Here is a 16,944-nt window from a genome sequence, read left to right on the forward strand (position 1 = left end):
AGAAGTAGTGACCCGGCAACGGGTACCGTTGGTTCCTACGGTCGAGCTACCGTGCGGGTAGAGACGACCGGTCGGGCGGAAGGGAGAAACCTCATGGTGCTGGTTCGTGGCCTGCTGGGCGACGTGCTGCGGCGTAAGCGGCTGCGCCAGGGGCGCACTCTCCGCGAGGTGTCTGCTGACGCCCGGGTGAGTCTTGGCTACCTGTCCGAGGTCGAGCGGGGTCAGAAGGAAGCCTCCAGCGAGTTGCTGGCCGCCATCTGCACGGCTCTCGACGTGCCGCTGTCGACGGTCTTCGCCGAGGTCAGCGAGGATCTTGCCCGCGAGGAGGCCCTGGTCCTGGCCCACCCGACCATCGAGGCCGAGGTCGTCGCCTCCGCCGCCTGACGTCAGGCGCTGCTCGAGGTTGTTCATCGGGCGTTCCCCTCAGCTGGACGGCGATCGCCGAGCGGCTTGATGAGCGCAGTCCGCGTGGGCCAAACGAGCTGCAGCGCAGTCAGCGGCCCTTCGCCCCGCCCTTGGAACAGCTCGTTTGCCACCAAGAGGTGCGTCGCCGGGTCGGGGAAGCGGAGCAGCTCCGCGGAGTCCGGCGGCGGGAAGAAGGCGGACAGGTCGTCGCCCTCGTCGAACACGGCGCCCTCCAGCACCGCCCAGGCGAGCGGCTTGAGCACCAGGTAGCTCCAGGCTGGATCAGGATCGAACAGGATGATCTCGGGATGCTGGCGGAGACTGAGCCCGATCGTGTATCCGAAGCCGGGATTGCGGTCACCGTCACCCTCGACGTACTGCATGGTCCAGCCGTACGTCTCGAGGTTTCGCTCGATCTGCCGGGAGTACTGCTCGTCGGTCATTCCCGCGCACCGGTCGCACATCGTCATCTCCTCTCGCTCGAACATTCGTTCGATTTGTCAGAGAAGATATCCGCGTTCTGCGTCGCCGAGCGCGTTGTCCACAGGTCAGTTCTCGGGTTGGCAGGCGGGGCACCAGTAGGTGATCCGCTGGCGTGTCGGCTCACCGAGCTCTCCGCTGAGGATCGTCGTACCGCAGCGGCGGCAGGGTTTGCCGCCGCGTTCGAACACCCAGGAGCGCTGGCCGGGCCGGTCGACACCCGTGCTCACCTGCGTGCCGTTGCGGACGTTCGCCTTCATCAGCTTGCGGCTGAGGTCGACGGCCGCCGAGACGTCGACGCTCGAGACCGGGCGCCAGGGGTGCAGTCCGAGCAGGAAGCACACCTCGACGCGATAGAAGTTGCCGATCCCGGCGAGGTTCCGCTGATCGAGCAATGCCTCGCTGATGGTGCGGCCGGGATCCGCCGAGACGTTGGCGATCGCGAGCTCCCGATCGAACGACGGCGACAGCAGATCCGGCCCGAGATGCCCCACCACGCTCTTCTCGTCATCGGTCGCGACGAGGTCGAGCACGGGCAGCCGATAGCCGACCGCCGTCCACGCACCCGTCTCGAGAACCGCCCGGATCTCGTGGTCAGGTCCGCCACGCCACCGCTCACCCGGCCGGTACACGTGCCAGCTCCCGTCCATCCGGAAGTGGCTGTGCAAGGTCAGTCCGCCGGACATCCGCATCAGGATATGCTTGCCGCGAGCAACGACTTCGAGCATGGTCCGTCCGCTCAGGTCGGTCGTTGCCAGCGATGGGACGCGAAAGTCCGTGCGCAGCAGCTCCTGCCTACCGAGCGCCTGGTTGAGCCGCTTGCAGGCTCGCCAGACGGTGTCGCCCTCGGGCATCTCACCCGCCCTCAGGCCCGGAGCCGCAGGCCTCGCGGCGTCGCATGGAAGCCGGCCTTCGCCAGTGCATCACCGAACGCAGTATGGCGGACCTGCTCGCCATCGGCAGTCTCCACGCTGAGCTTGCCGAGCTGCCCGTCACGGATCGACAACGCGAGCGCATCCACCGCCGGCTGCAACAAGTCCGGATCCTCGGTGAAGCTCAGCACGGTCCGCCCGCCGCGTTCGACGTACACGATCAGCTGGCCGTCGACCATCACGACGAGCGCACCGGCCTTCCGTCCAGGCCGATGACCACCTGCGCTTTCTCGCTCAGGCCAGGGGAGCGCGGCACCATACGGATTCGCAGGATCGGACGCGGCCAGTACGACGGCGCGCGCTGTCAGTTCCTCGTCCTTTCGCCGGCCGGCGCCAGTACTGCGGCCACCCGGACCGAATCGCCCCGCCGGACCGAACGGTCCATCCGAACCGGGAGTCGACGACGGCAGCTCAGCCAATGCACGGAGCCGATCCACTGCCCCCGGCAGCGCGAACTGTGCGGCACCCAGGCCTGCAACGAAGTACCCGCGCCGACACCGACCGGACTCCTCGAAGGCACTCAACACCTTGTAGATCGCCGCAAACCCACCCGGCGTCCGCTCGGTGATCACCGAGCCGCGCGTGACGATCCCGTAGCGATCCAGCAGCGTCTCCGCCGCGGCATGCGCTCGTCGAGTCGCGTCCTCGCTGCGGGCCGGCAGCAACGACCAGCGCCCGCCGGCTGTCGGCGGTCCGCTGCGCGCAGGCATCGCGGGCCGACCAGGTCGCATCGGACGACCAGGCCGAGCGCGAGGCGTCGTACGGCGTGTCCGATGACTGCCGCGGCCGCCACCGACCAGAGATCGGACCGGCGTGAGCGTGTCGTTGGTCAGATATCCACCCCACACCAAGTCCCACAGAACGCCGACCAAGGTCTCGTCGTCGACCACACCCGCAGCCGAACCGACCGCGTCGCTCAGCTGCCGGAAGAAGAACGCACCGCCACCAGCGAGCGCGTCGAGCACCGCCTGGTGGGTGTCGCCAAGCTCCAACCCAGGATCTGGATCCGGCAGCGTCAAGTCGCAGTTGTCCGCCAGATGCAGCGATACCCAACCATCCGTGCCCGGCAACGAACCGGAACCCGCCCACACCACCTCACCGGTGGCGGTCAGCTCGTCCAGCATCGACGGCTGGTACCCAGGCACCCGCGACGGCAGCACGATCGACTCGAGCGCCGACGCCGGCACCGCGCATCCGGCGAGCTGCTCGACCGCTCCGAGGAGTACGTCGTACCCACGGCCGCGGCTGCTGGTGATCCCTTGCCACGCGGGCAGGAAGCGGGCGAGCGCCGACGGATCGACCGGCTCGACCTCCTTGCGCAGCGCGGCCAGCGACCGCCGACGGAGCAGACGCAGGACTTCGCTGTCACACCACTCGAGCGCGATCCCACCCGGCAGGAACTCGCCCTCGACGACGCGACCGGCCGCACCCAACCGCCGCAGTGCATCCGTCACGACCGCCACTCCGACCCCGAAGTGCGTCGCAAGATCGATCGCCCGGAACGGACCGTGGGTCCGCGCATACCGAGACACCAGATCGCCCAGCGGATCCGCAACCGGCTCGGCATGCGCCTCGGCAACGCCAGGTGGCAGCGGTACGCCGAGTGCGTCGCGCAGCCGCGCGACATCCTCGACCACGGCCCACCGATGCTCACCGGCGATGCGAACCCGCACGACGCGTCGGGCTGCCGCCAGCGACGTCAGCCAGGACTCCGCATCCGATCCGTCCACGCAACGCTGCGACGCCTCCGGCAACGACAGCGGACCGACCAGCCGCAGGACGTCGAACAATCCTTCGGCGTCGCGCGCTCTGCGATCCTCCGCCAGTCGCTGCAGCTCGGCCTCGGTCCGCAGCACGACCTCTGCATCGAGGAGTTCGCGCAGCTCGGTCCGGCCCAGCAGCTCGGCGAGCAGGCTCTGATCCAGCGCGAGCGCGGCTGCACGCTTCTCGGCGAGCGGGCTGTCGCCCTCGTACATGAACGCGCCCACGTAGCCGAACAGCAACGACTTCGCGAACGGTGAAGCCTCGGGCGTTTCGACCTCGACCACCGAGATCCGCCGCTCGCTGATCCCGGTGAGCAGGTCCTTCAACGCCGGCAGGTCGTAAACGTCCTGCAGCACCTCGCGCAACGTCTCCAGCACGATCGGGAACGAGCCGAACTTGCTTGCCACGCTCAACAACTGCGCCGACCGCTGCCGCTGCTGCCACAACGGCGAGCGTCGGCCAGGATTGCGCCGCGGCAGCAACAACGCGCGCGCGGCGCACTCCCGGAACCGCGCCGCGAACAGCGCCGACCCCCCGACCTCGGCAGTGACCAGGTCCTCGATCTCCGCCGGATCGAACAACACGAGATCCGCACCGGGCGGCGCCTCGTCCGTCTCCGGCAGCCGCAGCACGATCCCGTCGTCGCCCGACACCGACTGCGCATCCATCCCGTACCGCTCGCGCAGCCGCGCGGCGATCGCGAGCGCCCACGGTCCGTGCACCTGGCCGCCGTACGGCGAGTGGATGCAGACCCGCCAGTCGCCAAGCTCGTCGCGGAACCGCTCCACCAGGATCGTCACGTCGTCCGGCACCCGGCTCGTCGCCTCGCGCTGCTCGGCGAGATAGGAAACCAGGTTGTTCGCGGCGTACTCGTCCAGGCCGGCGTCCCGCGCTCGCGCTACCGCCTTGCCGGCGGAGAGCGATGCCATCTTCCGGACGAAGGCACCGGTCGCGGCGCCGAGCTCGGCCGGGCGACCGACCGCATCGCCCTTCCAGAACGGCAGGCGGCCTGGCTGACCCGGAGCAGGGGAGACCAGGACCCGGTCGTGGGTGATGTCCTCGATCCGCCAGCTCGACGCGCCGAGGGTGAACACGTCGCCGACTCGCGACTCGTAGACCATCTCCTCGTCGAGCTCGCCGACCCGGTGGTTCGTCGACTCGCCGACCAGGAACACACCGAAGAGGCCGCGGTCCGGGATCGTCCCACCACTCGTCACGGCGAGCCGCTGCGCACCCGGCCGACCCGAGATCTCGCCACTGACCCGGTCGAACACGATCCGCGGTCGCAGCTCCGCGAACTCGTCCGACGGGTACCGACCCGAGAGCATGTCGAGCACCCCGTCGTAGGCCGATCGCGGCAGCGTCGCGAACGGTGCGCATCGCCGTACCAGAGCGAAGAGGTCGTCCACATTGATCGTGTCGAGCGCGACGATCGACACGATCTGCTGCGCCAGCACGTCGAGCGGGTTGGCCGGGATGTGCAGGTTCTCGATCAGCCCCTCGCGCATGCGCTGCACGACTACAGCCGTGTCAATCAGATCGCCACGGAACTTGGGGAACAGCACGCCACGCGACACGGCACCGACCTGGTGACCCGCTCGGCCGACGCGCTGGAGCCCACTGGCCACCGACGGCGGTGCTTCGACCTGGATGACTAGATCGACTGCTCCCATGTCGATGCCGAGCTCGAGACTGCTGGTGGCGACGACGCACGGAAGCCGACCGGACTTCAGGTCAGCCTCGATCAAAGCCCGTTGCTCCTTGCTGACCGAGCCGTGGTGAGCCCGCGCGATCAGGGGCGGTGCCGCGAGCGATCCACCGGACTGCGCCATCAGCTGGGCCGGTGACCCTAGCTCGGGCAGCTCCAACTCGGCTCGCTCGGCAGCGATTTCGTTCAGCCTGGCGGTGAGGCGCTCGGCCAGACGGCGCGAGTTCGCGAAGACGATCGTCGAACTGTGCTGGGCAATGAGATCGAAGACCTGCTCCTCGACATGCGGCCAGATGGACGCGTGCTGCGGGGGACCGGCCGCCGATCCTGACGTCTCGATCTCGGTCGCAGCGAGTTCGGCCATGTCCTCGACCGGCACGACGACGCTCAGATCCCACTGCTTGGTGAACTTGGGCTGCACGACCGTCACCGGCCGCTCGCCGCCGAGGAACCGCGCTACCTCGTCGACCGGCCGCACAGTCGCCGATAGACCGATCCGCTGCGCCGGCTTCGGCAACAGTGCGTCCAGCCGCTCCAGCGTCAGCGCCAGGTGGGCACCGCGTTTGGTCCCGGCGACCGCGTGCACCTCGTCGACGATGACCGTCTCCACGCCACGCAACGACTCGCGGCCCTGCGAGGTCAGCAGCAGGAACAAGGACTCAGGAGTGGTGATCAGTACGTCGGAAGGGCGGGTGGCGAACCGTCGCCGCTCGCCAGCCGGGGTGTCACCCGAACGTACCGCGACCTCGACGTCGAGCGGTGCCTCGCCCAGCCTGCGGGCGGTCTCGCGGATGCCGATCAGCGGCGCGCGCAGGTTGCGCTCGACGTCGACCGCGAGCGCCTTCAGCGGCGATACATACAGCACGCGACAGCGCAGCTTCGGATCACTCGGCGGTGGCGTGGTGGCCAGCCGGTCGAGCGCCCAGAGGAAGGCCGCCAGGGTCTTCCCGGAGCCGGTCGGGGCAACCACCAGTGCGTCCCGGCCCGCGGTGATCGCGTCCCACGCCTCGAGCTGGGCCGGGGTGGCCGCCTCGAAGACGTCGCCGAACCACGCCCGGGTCGCGGGCGAGAACCGGCTCAACGCGCTGGTTTTCTTCACGTCGCCCATCTTGCCGGGTGCTACCGACAGTTTTCACGGAACTCCGTCGGCACTTTTCCTGCCGTTTCCGGAACTCATCCGGACTTCTGTCGCCGACGGTGAGCACACCCCTCCGTCCGGTGCCGATGTTGTCCCCCGCGTCTGGAATGATCGGCGCATGATGAACCGCGTACGTGCCGCGCTCGTCGTCGTGGCCTGTCTGGTCGGCCTGACCGGGTGCGTCCAGCTCGACGCCGACCTGAAGGTCGGGTCGAACGAGACGGTCTCGGGCACGATGAAGCTCGGGGTCGACAAACAGCTGCTGCAGTCCAGTGGCCAGTCGCTCGACCAGATCCGGAAGCGGATCGACGACTCGATCAAGCAGACGACCACCGACGGCGTCACCTGCAAGCCGTACGAAGAGGACAAGTGGGTCGGTTCGAGCTGCACGTTCGAGAGCGTGCCGTTCGACAAGATGGGCAGCTCCAGCGGCGACGGCGTGTCGTTCCGCAAGGACGGCAACAAGGTCACGGTCGCGGTGAAGGACTCCAACCTGGGGCAGGTCCCGTCCGGTTCGTCGCCCGAGGTGAACTTCAAGATCACCATGCCCGGCAAGATCCTCGAGCACGACGACGGTGCCAAGATCAGCGGCCGGACGGCGACGTACGACAGCCTCGACAAGCTCGGCAAGGTCTCGCTGACGTCCGAGGCCGGCGGCGGCTTCCCGGCCTGGGCCATCGCGCTGATCGTTGTGCTGCTGTTGCTGGCGATCGGTGCGGTCGTGTTCTTCCTCCTGCGCGGTCGCAAGGCGAAGGCGCAGCAGGGCTACGGCCCGCAGTACCCGGGGCAGTACCCAGGCCAGCCTGGTCAGTACGGGCAGTATCCGGGTCAGCCTGGGTACGGTCAGCAGCCGTACGGACAGCCTGGTCCCGGTGGTCAGTACCCGGGGCAGCCGGGTCCGTACGGCGGTCAGCCGGGGCAGTACCCGGGTCAGGGACAGCCGGGTCAGCAATACCCAGGTCAGCCTGGGCAGCCGCAGTACCCTGGACAACCTCAGCCGCCGCACGGCCAGCCAGGCCAAGGGCAGTGGGGACCGCAGGGACAGCCGCCGCAGCAGGGGCAGCAGCCTCCGCAACAAGGCCAGCAGGGCCAGGGTGGATGGGGGCAGCAGCCACAGCAGCCTGGTCAGGGCCAGCAGCCCGGCCAGCCGCCGCAGTACGGTCAGCAGCCTCCGCAGCAACAGGGTGGTTGGGGACAGCAGCAGGGTGGTCCGTCGGCGCCTCAGCGGGGTCAGCAGGGCGGGTGGGGACCGCCGCCGAAGGACGACGACGGGCAGGCATGAGACTGACGGAATTCTGGGCGCGGATGGATCAGCATCTCGGTCCCGCCTACGCACGGACCTGGGCAGAGACCCAGGTGGTCCAGGAGCTCGACGGCCGCACGGTCGTCGAGGCCCTGGCCGACGGCGAGCCGGCCAAGCTGGTCTGGCGAGCCGTCTGGGCTCACCTCCAGCTCCCGGCGAGCGATCGGTGACGTCCTGCTAATCGTTGCCAGGTACTACGTTCAGCGCACGTCCCAGCCGGTCCGAGCGGCCCATTCCTCTGCTGGCAGGTAGATCAGGTCGCACACCGGGTCCTTCAGATCGCTGTAGTCGCCGATCTCGAGGCGGAGTGCGGCCGCCTGCTGCTTGAAGACGGCGTACGCCCGGGCGGTCTCGGGATGGCTGCGGAGGTAGTCGCGGAACAGCAGCGCGTAGCGCTGGTTGGCCCGTCCGGCGACGCGAATGTGGAGGTTGACCCGGCGCCGGTACATCGGCTCGACCAGCAGGCGCTTCACCCACTGCCCCTCATCGGTGGGTAGGCCGGGCACGGGGTGGTCGCGTCGCGGCGGACGGAGCTCCCAGTCCGCCGGCCACCATGCGCTCCACCACGTCGTCCAGCTCGGGCTCGGTGGCCACCGTGACCTGCATGTCGATGATGTCCTTGGCCGGCAGGCGGGGCACCGAGGTAGACCCGATGTGGTCGATCCGCTGGGCCACATCGCCGAGGAGACGGCCGACTGCGTCCGCGGTCTTCTCGTACTGCGCGGGCCAGCTCTCGTCCGGTCGCGCGATGACGATCCCAGTCATGCCGAGATCATTTCAGGACGGCCGCCGTTCAAACAGGCTTGACCCGGAACGCGCTGGTGGTGAGCAGGTCGCCCGCCTCGTACGCCGCCTTCTTGATGGCCTTCCGCTCGTCGAAGAACCCACCGACGACTCCGACGCCCGGGAACTTGCCGATGAACCGCGCACCGAGGCTGCCGCGAGGGCGCTCCTCGAAGACCTCACCGAGGCCACCGAACAGCTTGCTGATCCGCCACACCAGTCGCACGCCCTTGCGCAGCCCAGCCTCGTCGGAGTCGTCGCCGAGGCCCAGCTGCTTCGCGACATCCTGTCCGGCGACGGTCGGGTCGTCGTACTTGAGCACGTCGTCCGGAGTGATCGGCCGGTCGGTCAGGATCCGGGCGATGACCGCAGTACGGTCCGCGTGCGCGTCCACGCCGTACTCGCGGCAGACGGCACCGATCACCATCGCCTGGACGGATGCGCCGAGGGTGTCCTTGATCGGCAGGCGATCGGCGGCCGCACCGCTGAGCCGGGGGAGTCCGGCAACGACCGCGGCGAACCCGCCCAGCCGCTCGACCCACCAGTCGCAGCGCTGCGCCAGCGGCAACGTCGGCCACTCGGCGTGCCCCGGAACCTTCATCTTCAGCAGCCGGTCGATCGCCAGGATCAGTGCCTTCTCGGCCAGGTTGGGTTGCTCCTGGGCGGAGTACTCGGTCAAGATGCTCCGGATGCCGAACGGGTCCTGGGTACGCAGCGCGTCGAGCACGGAGTCGATGCCGAACTCGACCCGGCTGAGGGCCAGGACCACCGCCGAGTCGGGGACGTCGGGACGCTCTGTCACGACCGCAAGGGTAGGGACTCCGGGGGCCGGAATGGTTGCCGGGGCAGCTTCGGCGTGTCAGTTGTGATTCGAACACGTGTTCGGGATACTTTGGTGCCCTGAAGGTGGCGGGTTGTTGTCCACAGATTCGAAGTGACGACGAAAACTGTCGGTGGCAACCAATACCTTCTCTGTCGACAACGAAGTTCCTTCGGGCAGCCGGTGACGGCCCCGGATTATTCAGATGGGTCAGGTGGCAATCACATGGCGGGTGCAGCGAGTGCGGAGCGCGCGGCGGCCGATCGCGAGAAGGCGCTTGCGACCGCGCTGACGCAGATCGAGCGGCAGTGCGGCAAGGGTTCGGTCATGCGCTTGGGGGAGCAGAACAGGCCGCCGATCGAGGTCATCCCGACCGGTTCGATCGCGCTCGACATCGCGCTCGGGATCGGTGGTCTGCCGCGCGGTCGCGTGGTGGAGATCTACGGTCCGGAGTCCTCCGGTAAGACGACGGTCGCGCTGCACGCGGTGGCGAACGCGCAGCGGGCCGGCGGTATCGCGGCGTTCATCGACGCCGAGCACGCTCTCGACCCGGAGTACGCGCGGAAGCTGGGTGTCGACACCGACGCGCTGCTGGTCTCGCAGCCGGACTCCGGTGAGCAGGCGCTCGAGATCGCCGACATGCTGGTCCGCTCCGGCGCGATCGACATCGTCGTGATCGACTCGGTGGCCGCGCTGGTGCCGCGCGCCGAGATCGAGGGCGAGATGGGTGACAGCCACGTCGGTCTGCAGGCCCGGCTGATGAGCCAGGCGCTGCGGAAGATGACCGGTGCGGTCAGCGGGACGAACACGACCGCGATCTTCATCAACCAGTTGCGCGAGAAGATCGGCGTCATGTTCGGCTCCCCGGAGACGACGACCGGTGGTAAGGCGCTGAAGTTCTACGCGTCGGTGCGGCTGGACGTGCGCCGGATCGAGTCGCTGAAGGACGGTACCGATGTGGTCGGCAACCGGACCCGCGTCAAGGTCGTGAAGAACAAGGTGGCCCCGCCGTTCAAGCAGGCCGAGTTCGACATCATCTACGGGCAGGGCATCAGCCGTGAGGGCAGCCTGCTCGACCTCGGGGTGGATCAGGGCTTCGTCCGCAAGGCCGGCGCCTGGTTCACCTACGAGAGCGACCAGCTCGGCCAGGGCCGGGAGAACGCGCGGAACTTCCTGCGCGACAACCCCGACCTCGCCAACGAGCTGGAGAAGAAGATCAAGGAGAAGATGGGCATCGGCCCGACCCTCGACGCCCCGGCCGCCGAGGCCGCCACGGCCGAGGTCGATGTCGACTTCTGATCGACCCCCCGCGGGCGGCAGCGTCCCCCGGCAGCCAACCACCCCTGCCGACGACGCTGCCCCCGCGGCCCTGTCTCTACCCCACGAGGAGCGCCTGGCCCTCGCTCGGAAACTCCTGGCCCAGGGTCCGCCCTCGCCATCTCCTGCAAGCCGTCCGAACCGCGGTGATCCTTCCCGCAGTCCGGACACCGCGGACGGGGGTGGGGGTGCGGGTCGCGGCAAGAGTCCCCGTGGTGCGGGCCGTGGGGAGGATTCCCGGTACGCCGATCGCGATGCGAGGTCCCGCAGTACGAGTGGTGGCGACGACTCTCGGGGCGCGAACCGCGGTGAAACCTCCGGCTCTACGGGCGACGGTCCTCGAGGTGCGGAGAGTGGTGACAGCTTCCGAGGTGTGAGCGGTGGGGCCAGCTCTCGGGGGACGCGCCGTGGGGATGTTTCCCGGAGCTCCGGCCGCGACGCTGCCTCTCGAGGTGGGGGTCGGGGGAAGGCGAGCTCTGAGCGGTGGTCGGGGCGTGGGGCCGGCGAGCAGGGCGGCTCCGGCTCTGGTGGTGATAATGCTGAGGGATCTTCTCCTGGCGAGGCGTCTGTTGAACGCACCGGCGCTGGGCGTCGGTCGGGTTCGGGTCGTGCTGGTGGTGTGAGTGCTCGTCGTGGGAGTTCTGGTGGTCGACAGGGTGATCCGTGGGGAGACGCAGACGAGTCGTTCGAGGCTGCGGATGCGGACTGGGATGGTTCTCGCCGACGTACCGGCTCTATTCGGCGGACCGTTGGGTACGTAGACCCCTGGGACGAGCCGGACACTGCCTCCGCTGAAGTAACGGACGTCGCCGGCAGCTCAGCATGCGACGCGGGTGGTGCTGATGGCGCGTCCGGGGATGCGAGCGGCGCTGGTGGCGGAGCTGGCGACGTGACTGACGCGGGTGCTGGGGCGAAGCGATCGGGTGGTCGCCGAGGTCGGAAGTCGGGGCGTCAGGGGGCTGCGGCGCGTGATTCGTCAGCGGGGTCGGCTGATCCTTGGGGTGACCTGGGGGAGCGACCTGCGAAGACGTACGAGGCCAACGCGGCTGCCCGGCTGGCTGAGGCTCGAGCATTCGCTGACGATGTGCCATCGCTTGATGGGTCCTCTGGGCTGACGCATGTTGTCGGTGCTGGTCGGGCGGGTGAGACCGACCTGGGTGCAGACACTGCCGAGTTTGGCGGCGGCGTCAGCGGTGCAGTTGAGAGGCGTGCATCCAGACGCGGGCCGTCCGACGCGCGGCTCGACGAGGCCGGCGACGAGCTGACCGACGAGCCGGTCGGTGAGCTGCCGGACGGACACGTGGGTCATTGGGCCGGCGGACAGGTCGGCGTGGGGCTCGAGGTGTGGGCGGACGATAGCTCGACCGGCGGCCGGGAATCGGCCGCGGTGCGTGGGTCGGCCGCGTTGGCTGGGTCGGCTGCGGTGGACGCGGTGGACGCGGGCTCAGGCGACCGACGCGAGGCTAGTGCTGCAGCGGACGACAGCTTGGCTGCTGGTCCGGACTTTGTAGAGGCGGCTGGCGCGGGCGAGGGCTCGGCCGGTGGTCTGGAATCGACTCAGGCGGTCGGCGCGGCTTCGATGGATGTGGGTTCGGGTGGTGGGCGGGGGGCTGCTGCTGCTGACGTCAGTTTGGCCAATGGTCCGGAGTTGATTGAGGCGGCTGTGACCGCGGACGTGGGTTCGGCTGATGGTCGGGCGTTGGCGGTGGGTCGGGTGAGAGCTCCCGAGGTACGAGCTGAGGACGTGGCGGGGGCCGACGTGCCGGCAGGTGGTGTGGTGGCGGACGGGGCACCAGCTCTCGACGTACCAGCGGACGGGGGACCGGCGGACGACGTACGAGCGGACGACGTACGAGCGGACGACGTACGAGCGGACGACGTACGAGCGGTGGAGGCGCCGGTGGAGGACGGGCCGGTGGTGGGTCGGCGGGGGACTGGTGGTGTGGCTTCGGGTGGGAGTACGTCGGCTCCGGTGGTAGGGGCGGGGGAGCGTGTTGGTGGGGTGGGGGCGGGGCGGCGTGGGGTTGTTCGGCGGGAGTTTGGGGGGCGGCGGAGGCGGGGGTCGGGGGATGAGGTGGTGGGGAATTCTCCGGTGGATGAGGATCCGGGGCAGGTGGCTCGGGGGATTTTGCTGGATAAGTTGAGTGGGCAGCCGCGGACTCGGGCCGAGTTGGCTGGGGTGTTGGCTGAGCGGGGGATTGACGACGAGGTGGCCGGTGAGGTGCTGGATCGGTTTGCTGAGGTTGGGTTGATTGATGATGCGGCGTTTGCGAATGCCTGGGTTGAGTCCCGGCATCGTGGGCGGGGGTTGGGGAAGCGGGCGTTGGCGCAGGAGTTGCGGCGGCGTGGGGTGGATGACGAGCTCGCGCGAGATGCGCTGGAAGAGCTCGATCCGGAGCAGGAAGAGGAGACTGCTCGGGATCTCGTGCGGAAGAAGCTGCGGTCGATGCGTTCGCTGGATCGCCAGGTCGCGATGCGCCGGCTGATCGGAATGCTTGCGCGCAAGGGTTATGCGGGCGGCCTCGCGATGAGCATCGTCAAGCAGGAGCTGGACGCGAGCCACGAAGAGTTCCCACTCCTGAATGAGTCGGGCTTGGAACCTGAATGATCCAAGTTGTCGGCTACAGGTGATGCAGGCGGTGGGCGGGTAGCGTGCGGGGTATGGCTGGGATTGAGGACGTGGCGCGGGTCGTTGGGGGGTTGCCGGGGACCGAGGAGATCGTTCGGCACGGGGCGCGGACGTGGACGGTTGCGGGGAAGGCGTACGCGTGGGAGCGGGGGTTCAGCAAGGCTGACCTCAAGAGGTTCGGGGACGAGACGCCGCCGCAGGGGCCGATCCTGGCGATTCGGACGGAGGATCTGGCCGAGAAGGAAGCCGTGCTGACTGCGCGGGCCGGCGACGGGTTCTTCACGATTCCGCACTTCAACGGGTACGCCGCGGTGCTGGTGCAGTTGGACCGCGTGCCGGTGGAGGTGCTCGAGGAGGCGCTGCTCGACGGGTGGCTGGTGTATGCGCCGAAGGATGTTGCCAAGGAGCACCTGAACCGTTAGGCCTCCAGCAACCGCTGACCGAAGGTGCGGTAGCCGTTGGTGAAGGTGGCGGGGGCGCGGACGATGTGGAAGTCGGCGTCGAGGAAGGCCAGGTTGGTGAGTAGCCATTGCCACGTGTCCAGGCCGACGACGACGCGGGTGTGGTCCGCGTCGATCGACTCCACTGATGAGTCCAGGTATTTCAGGGCGTCGGCGACAGGTACCAGCCCGGCGTCGATGATCAGCTCGATCTCCTGCTTGGACTTGTTGAGGCCCTGGCGGAGGTACTCGGTGGCGGATGCGGCGGGTAGCGGGCGCGGCGTGTAGGGCGTGTGCGTACGGCGCTCGTCGGAGATTCGGTCCACCCGGAACGTTCGCCAGTCGGCGCGGTCCAGGTCCCACGCGAGCAGGTACCAGCGGAGCAGGTGCTGGACCTGGCGATAGGGCTCGCCCCGCCGGATCGAGCGTTCACCAGACGCGTTCTCGTAGGCGAACGAGATGGTCTCGGACTGCACGATCGCCTCGGCCAGCGTCCCCAGCTGGGCGGCGGTGACGCGCGGCGCAGCTTGCGGGCTCGTCTCCAGGCTGGAACGGAGCGACACGGCCCGACCGCGCAGATGCGCGGGCAAGAACTGGTCGAGTTTGCCGTACGCGCGCAGCGCCGCGTCGTCGATTCCGCCCTCGACCGAGGCGGACAGGCCGGCCAACCCAGCCAAGGCAAGCAAAGTCGCGAGGGCCTCGTCGTCGTCCAGGACAAGTGGCGGCAACGTCCGACCGGCCGCCAGCCGGTAGTAGCCCCCAGGACCCGGTTGCGTCTCAACCGGGTAGCCGTATCCGCGGAGGCGATCGACGTCCCGCCGCAGCGTCCGCGGGCTCACGTCCAGCCGGCGCGTCAGCTCGGCGCTGCTGAACGAGCGGCCGCTCTGCAGCGTCGACAGCAGCGCGAGCATCCGCGCGGTCACATCCGCCATGCCTTCAGCTTGCCAGTAAATGCGGTCAAAATCCGGCCACATCTGCCGTTAGCGTCGAAGCATGATCACGCTGCAGAACGCCCGGACGAACAACCTCGACGGCCTCGATCTCGACGTACCGCGGAACCAGCTGGTCGTGTTCGTCGGCCGATCGGGGTCCGGCAAGTCGTCGTTGGTGTTCGACACGATCGCCGCCGAGGCCGGATACCAGCTGAACGAGACGTTCCCGCCGTTCGCCCGCAACCGGCTGCCGAAGTGGACCCGGCCAGAGGTCGAGCACATCGGCGGACTGACGCCAGTGATCGTGATCGACCAGCGCCGCGTCGGCGGCAACGCGCGGTCGACCGTCGGCACGATCACCGACGCGTGGACGTACCTGCGACTGCTGTACAGCCGGCTCAGCGACCCGTACGTCGGCGAGTCGACACACTTCTCCTTCAACGACCCGGCCGGTATGTGCCCGACCTGCTCGGGCCTCGGCGAGATCGTGGTCAGCGCGGTCGACCGCTTCCTCGACCTCGACAAGTCGCTCGCCGACGGCGCAGTACTCGTGCCCGGCTTCGGCAACGCCGCCCGCTGGTACGCGCAGTACATCAAGGCGGTCGACATCCACACCCCGCTGCACGAGTGGACACCGCTCGAACGGGAGGCTCTGCTGTACGGCGGGGACGCGGCCGCGGCCGCCGGCTGGTCGGTACCCAAGGACTACCAGCCCGTGGTCGAGCGCTTCGAGCGGATCTACCTGCACACCTCCGACAACCTGTCGGACCGCAAGCAGGACGCGATCCGGAAGTTCACCCGCTCGACGACGTGCCCGGAGTGCGGGGGAGAGCGGCTCAACAAGGCGGCGCGGACCGCGACCGTCCACGGCCGGACGATCGGCGAGCTGGCTAGGGTCGAGCTCACCGAAGTACTCGAGTTCGCCCGGCAGATCAACGCCGCCAAGGTCGCGCCGGTGGTCGAGGCACTCACGGCACGGCTCGAGGCGATGGTGACGATCGGCCTTGGGTACCTGAACCTCGCCCGCCCGACGACCACGCTGTCCGGCGGCGAGTCGCAGCGGATCAAGACCGTGAAGCACCTCGGGTCGAGCCTGACCGAGATGACGTACGTCGTCGATGAGCCGACCGTCGGCCTGCATCCGACCGACGTCGAATCGATGATCGAGCTGCTCGAACGGCTGCGGGACAACGGGAACAGCGTGCTCGTGGTGGAGCACGACCCGGCGGTGATGCGGCACGCCGACCAGATCGTCGAGATCGGCCCGGGCGCCGGTGCCGCCGGTGGTCGGCTGGTCTTTCAGGGCACTTTCGACGAACTGCGGAACGCCGGTACGCCGACCGGGAAAGCGCTCGCGCACCAGCGCCCGGTAAAGCCGAACCCACGGCCCGCCAACGGTTTGCTGATGGTGAAGAACGCGCGGCGGAACAACCTGCAGGACGTGACGGTCGGTATTCCGCTCGGTGTGATGACCGTGTTGACCGGCGTCGCGGGATCGGGGAAGTCGAGCCTGGCGCAGGAGCTGGTGACGCAGTGCGAGGCGGTGGTGATCGACCAGAAGGCGGTCAGCGCGAGCCGCCGGTCGACGCCGATCACATACACCGGGATCGCGCCGGCGATCCGCCGGTTGTTTGCCAAACGAAATGACGTGGACGTCGCGCTGTTCAGCTCGAACTCGAAGGCGGGTGCCTGCCCGGAGTGCAATGGGCTCGGCGTGATCCACACCGACCTCGCGTTCATGGAGGATCAGGAGGTGGTGTGTGAGACGTGCCACGGGCAACGGTTCAGGGCGGAAGTCCTTGCGTACAAGGTGAACGGGCACTCGATCGCGGACGTCGAGGCGCTGACCATCGACCAGGCGATCGACGAGTTGCCGGAGGCGGCGGTCGTGAAGGCCCTTCAGCAGCTCAGCGCGGTCGGGCTGGGGTATCTGCGGCTCGGGCAGTCGCTCAACACGTTGTCGGGCGGTGAGTGCCAACGGGTCAAGATCGCGAAGGAGCTACGCGCCGCGGAGCGACCCACGACGTACGTGCTGGACGAGCCGACGACTGGTCTGCACCTGGACGACATCGACATGTTGCTCGCGGTGCTGAACGGCCTGGTCGAGCACGGGCACACGGTGGTCGTTGTCGAGCACAACCTCGAGGTGATCCGGCAGGCCGACTGGCTGATCGACCTCGGGCCGGGGCCCGGCCGGCATGGCGGGACGGTGCTGTTCGAGGGGTACGTCGAGGGCTACACGGACGGTACGACGCCGACCAGCCGGGCGCTGTGTCACGGAGCGTGACGTGGT

The 16,944-nt window shown here is 68.6% G+C and carries 15 protein-coding genes; 8 read left to right on the forward strand and 7 right to left on the reverse strand.

Annotated elements, in window-relative coordinates; translation table 11 throughout:
* The first annotated feature begins 93 nt into the window (after positions 1-93).
* On the forward strand, positions 94-384 hold the full coding sequence (locus AB0E69_RS17425; RefSeq protein ID WP_360146138.1) for a helix-turn-helix transcriptional regulator: 291 nt from the start codon (positions 94-96) through the stop codon (positions 382-384).
* 23 nt (positions 385-407) lie between these two features.
* Here AB0E69_RS17425 and AB0E69_RS17430 read toward each other — a convergent pair whose 3' ends face one another.
* The 3 genes from AB0E69_RS17430 to AB0E69_RS17440 are packed head-to-tail and all read right to left on the reverse strand — an operon-like array spanning position 408 to position 6,397.
* The gene (locus AB0E69_RS17430; protein WP_360146141.1) at positions 408-893 is read right to left on the reverse strand and encodes a DUF4262 domain-containing protein; all 486 of its coding nucleotides are present in this window, start codon (positions 891-893) and stop codon (positions 408-410) included.
* A 60-nt stretch (positions 894-953) separates the two neighbouring features.
* Positions 954-1,739: a DNA-formamidopyrimidine glycosylase family protein gene (locus tag AB0E69_RS17435; protein ID WP_360146144.1), complete on the reverse strand. Its 786-nt coding sequence runs from the start codon at positions 1,737-1,739 to the stop codon at positions 954-956.
* Between the two features lie 11 nt (positions 1,740-1,750).
* Positions 1,751-6,397 (reverse strand): ATP-dependent helicase, encoded by a 4,647-nt coding sequence (locus tag AB0E69_RS17440; RefSeq protein WP_360146147.1) that lies wholly within the window; start codon positions 6,395-6,397, stop codon positions 1,751-1,753.
* Positions 6,398-6,545: 148 nt separating this feature from the next.
* Here AB0E69_RS17440 and AB0E69_RS17445 point away from each other — a divergent pair, with 148 nt between their 5' ends.
* Positions 6,546-7,709, forward strand: a complete 1,164-nt coding sequence (locus AB0E69_RS17445; RefSeq protein WP_360146150.1) for a hypothetical protein — start codon at positions 6,546-6,548, stop codon at positions 7,707-7,709.
* On the forward strand, positions 7,706-7,900 hold the full coding sequence (locus AB0E69_RS17450; protein WP_360146153.1) for a DUF3046 domain-containing protein: 195 nt from the start codon (positions 7,706-7,708) through the stop codon (positions 7,898-7,900). The genes AB0E69_RS17445 and AB0E69_RS17450 overlap by 4 nt, the downstream gene beginning before the upstream one ends.
* A gap of 30 nt (positions 7,901-7,930) precedes the next feature.
* Here AB0E69_RS17450 and AB0E69_RS17455 read toward each other — a convergent pair whose 3' ends face one another.
* Genes AB0E69_RS17455 through AB0E69_RS17465 form a run of 3 tightly spaced genes read right to left on the reverse strand, consistent with a single transcriptional unit; the run spans position 7,931 to position 9,315 of the window.
* Complete coding sequence (locus tag AB0E69_RS17455) at positions 7,931-8,203, reverse strand: GrpB family protein (RefSeq protein WP_360146156.1); 273 nt, start codon at positions 8,201-8,203, stop codon at positions 7,931-7,933.
* 10 nt (positions 8,204-8,213) lie between these two features.
* The gene (locus tag AB0E69_RS17460) at positions 8,214-8,495 is read right to left on the reverse strand and encodes a GrpB family protein (protein WP_360146159.1); all 282 of its coding nucleotides are present in this window, start codon (positions 8,493-8,495) and stop codon (positions 8,214-8,216) included.
* A 28-nt stretch (positions 8,496-8,523) separates the two neighbouring features.
* Positions 8,524-9,315, reverse strand: coding sequence for a hypothetical protein (locus AB0E69_RS17465; protein WP_360146162.1), 792 nt, complete (start codon positions 9,313-9,315; stop codon positions 8,524-8,526).
* A gap of 243 nt (positions 9,316-9,558) precedes the next feature.
* On the opposite strand from AB0E69_RS17465, the gene recA reads away from it, so the two are divergent.
* The 4 genes from recA to AB0E69_RS17485 all read left to right on the forward strand — a co-directional run bounded on the left by recA (position 9,559) and on the right by AB0E69_RS17485 (position 13,701).
* Entirely contained in the window at positions 9,559-10,632 is a 1,074-nt protein-coding gene (gene recA, locus AB0E69_RS17470; RefSeq protein ID WP_360146165.1) for a recombinase RecA, read from the forward strand.
* A gap of 1,787 nt (positions 10,633-12,419) precedes the next feature.
* Entirely contained in the window at positions 12,420-12,629 is a 210-nt protein-coding gene (locus tag AB0E69_RS17475; RefSeq protein WP_360146168.1) for a hypothetical protein, read from the forward strand.
* Between the two features lie 113 nt (positions 12,630-12,742).
* The gene (locus AB0E69_RS17480) at positions 12,743-13,258 is read left to right on the forward strand and encodes a regulatory protein RecX (protein ID WP_360146171.1); all 516 of its coding nucleotides are present in this window, start codon (positions 12,743-12,745) and stop codon (positions 13,256-13,258) included.
* Positions 13,259-13,311: 53 nt separating this feature from the next.
* On the forward strand, positions 13,312-13,701 hold the full coding sequence (locus AB0E69_RS17485; protein ID WP_360146174.1) for a hypothetical protein: 390 nt from the start codon (positions 13,312-13,314) through the stop codon (positions 13,699-13,701).
* Here the strand turns inward: AB0E69_RS17485 and AB0E69_RS17490 are convergent.
* A complete protein-coding gene (locus AB0E69_RS17490; protein WP_360146177.1) occupies positions 13,698-14,651 on the reverse strand; it encodes a WYL domain-containing protein in 954 nt (317 codons plus the stop codon). The two genes, AB0E69_RS17485 and AB0E69_RS17490, sit on opposite strands and share 4 nt — an antisense overlap.
* Positions 14,652-14,712: 61 nt before the next feature.
* On the opposite strand from AB0E69_RS17490, the gene AB0E69_RS17495 reads away from it, so the two are divergent.
* Positions 14,713-16,938, forward strand: coding sequence for an excinuclease ABC subunit UvrA (locus AB0E69_RS17495; protein ID WP_360146180.1), 2,226 nt, complete (start codon positions 14,713-14,715; stop codon positions 16,936-16,938).
* Positions 16,939-16,944 lie beyond the last annotated feature (6 nt).

This window comes from Kribbella sp. NPDC026611 (assembly GCF_040638345.1).
In the GTDB taxonomy this organism is placed as follows: Bacteria; Actinomycetota; Actinomycetes; order Propionibacteriales; family Kribbellaceae; genus Kribbella.

Coding starts and splice junctions, on each gene's coding strand:
- AB0E69_RS17450 (WP_360146153.1), top strand. CDS start 7,706: ATGAGACTGACGGAATTCTGGGCGCGGATGGATCAGCATCTCGGTCCC.
- AB0E69_RS17495 (WP_360146180.1), top strand. CDS start 14,713: ATGATCACGCTGCAGAACGCCCGGACGAACAACCTCGACGGCCTCGAT.
- AB0E69_RS17445 (WP_360146150.1), top strand. CDS start 6,546: ATGATGAACCGCGTACGTGCCGCGCTCGTCGTCGTGGCCTGTCTGGTC.
- recA (WP_360146165.1), top strand. CDS start 9,559: ATGGCGGGTGCAGCGAGTGCGGAGCGCGCGGCGGCCGATCGCGAGAAG.
- AB0E69_RS17490 (WP_360146177.1), bottom strand. CDS start 14,651: ATGGCGGATGTGACCGCGCGGATGCTCGCGCTGCTGTCGACGCTGCAG.
- AB0E69_RS17425 (WP_360146138.1), top strand. CDS start 94: ATGGTGCTGGTTCGTGGCCTGCTGGGCGACGTGCTGCGGCGTAAGCGG.
- AB0E69_RS17435 (WP_360146144.1), bottom strand. CDS start 1,739: ATGCCCGAGGGCGACACCGTCTGGCGAGCCTGCAAGCGGCTCAACCAG.
- AB0E69_RS17440 (WP_360146147.1), bottom strand. CDS start 6,397: ATGGGCGACGTGAAGAAAACCAGCGCGTTGAGCCGGTTCTCGCCCGCG.
- AB0E69_RS17430 (WP_360146141.1), bottom strand. CDS start 893: ATGTTCGAGCGAGAGGAGATGACGATGTGCGACCGGTGCGCGGGAATG.
- AB0E69_RS17460 (WP_360146159.1), bottom strand. CDS start 8,495: ATGACTGGGATCGTCATCGCGCGACCGGACGAGAGCTGGCCCGCGCAG.
- AB0E69_RS17485 (WP_360146174.1), top strand. CDS start 13,312: ATGGCTGGGATTGAGGACGTGGCGCGGGTCGTTGGGGGGTTGCCGGGG.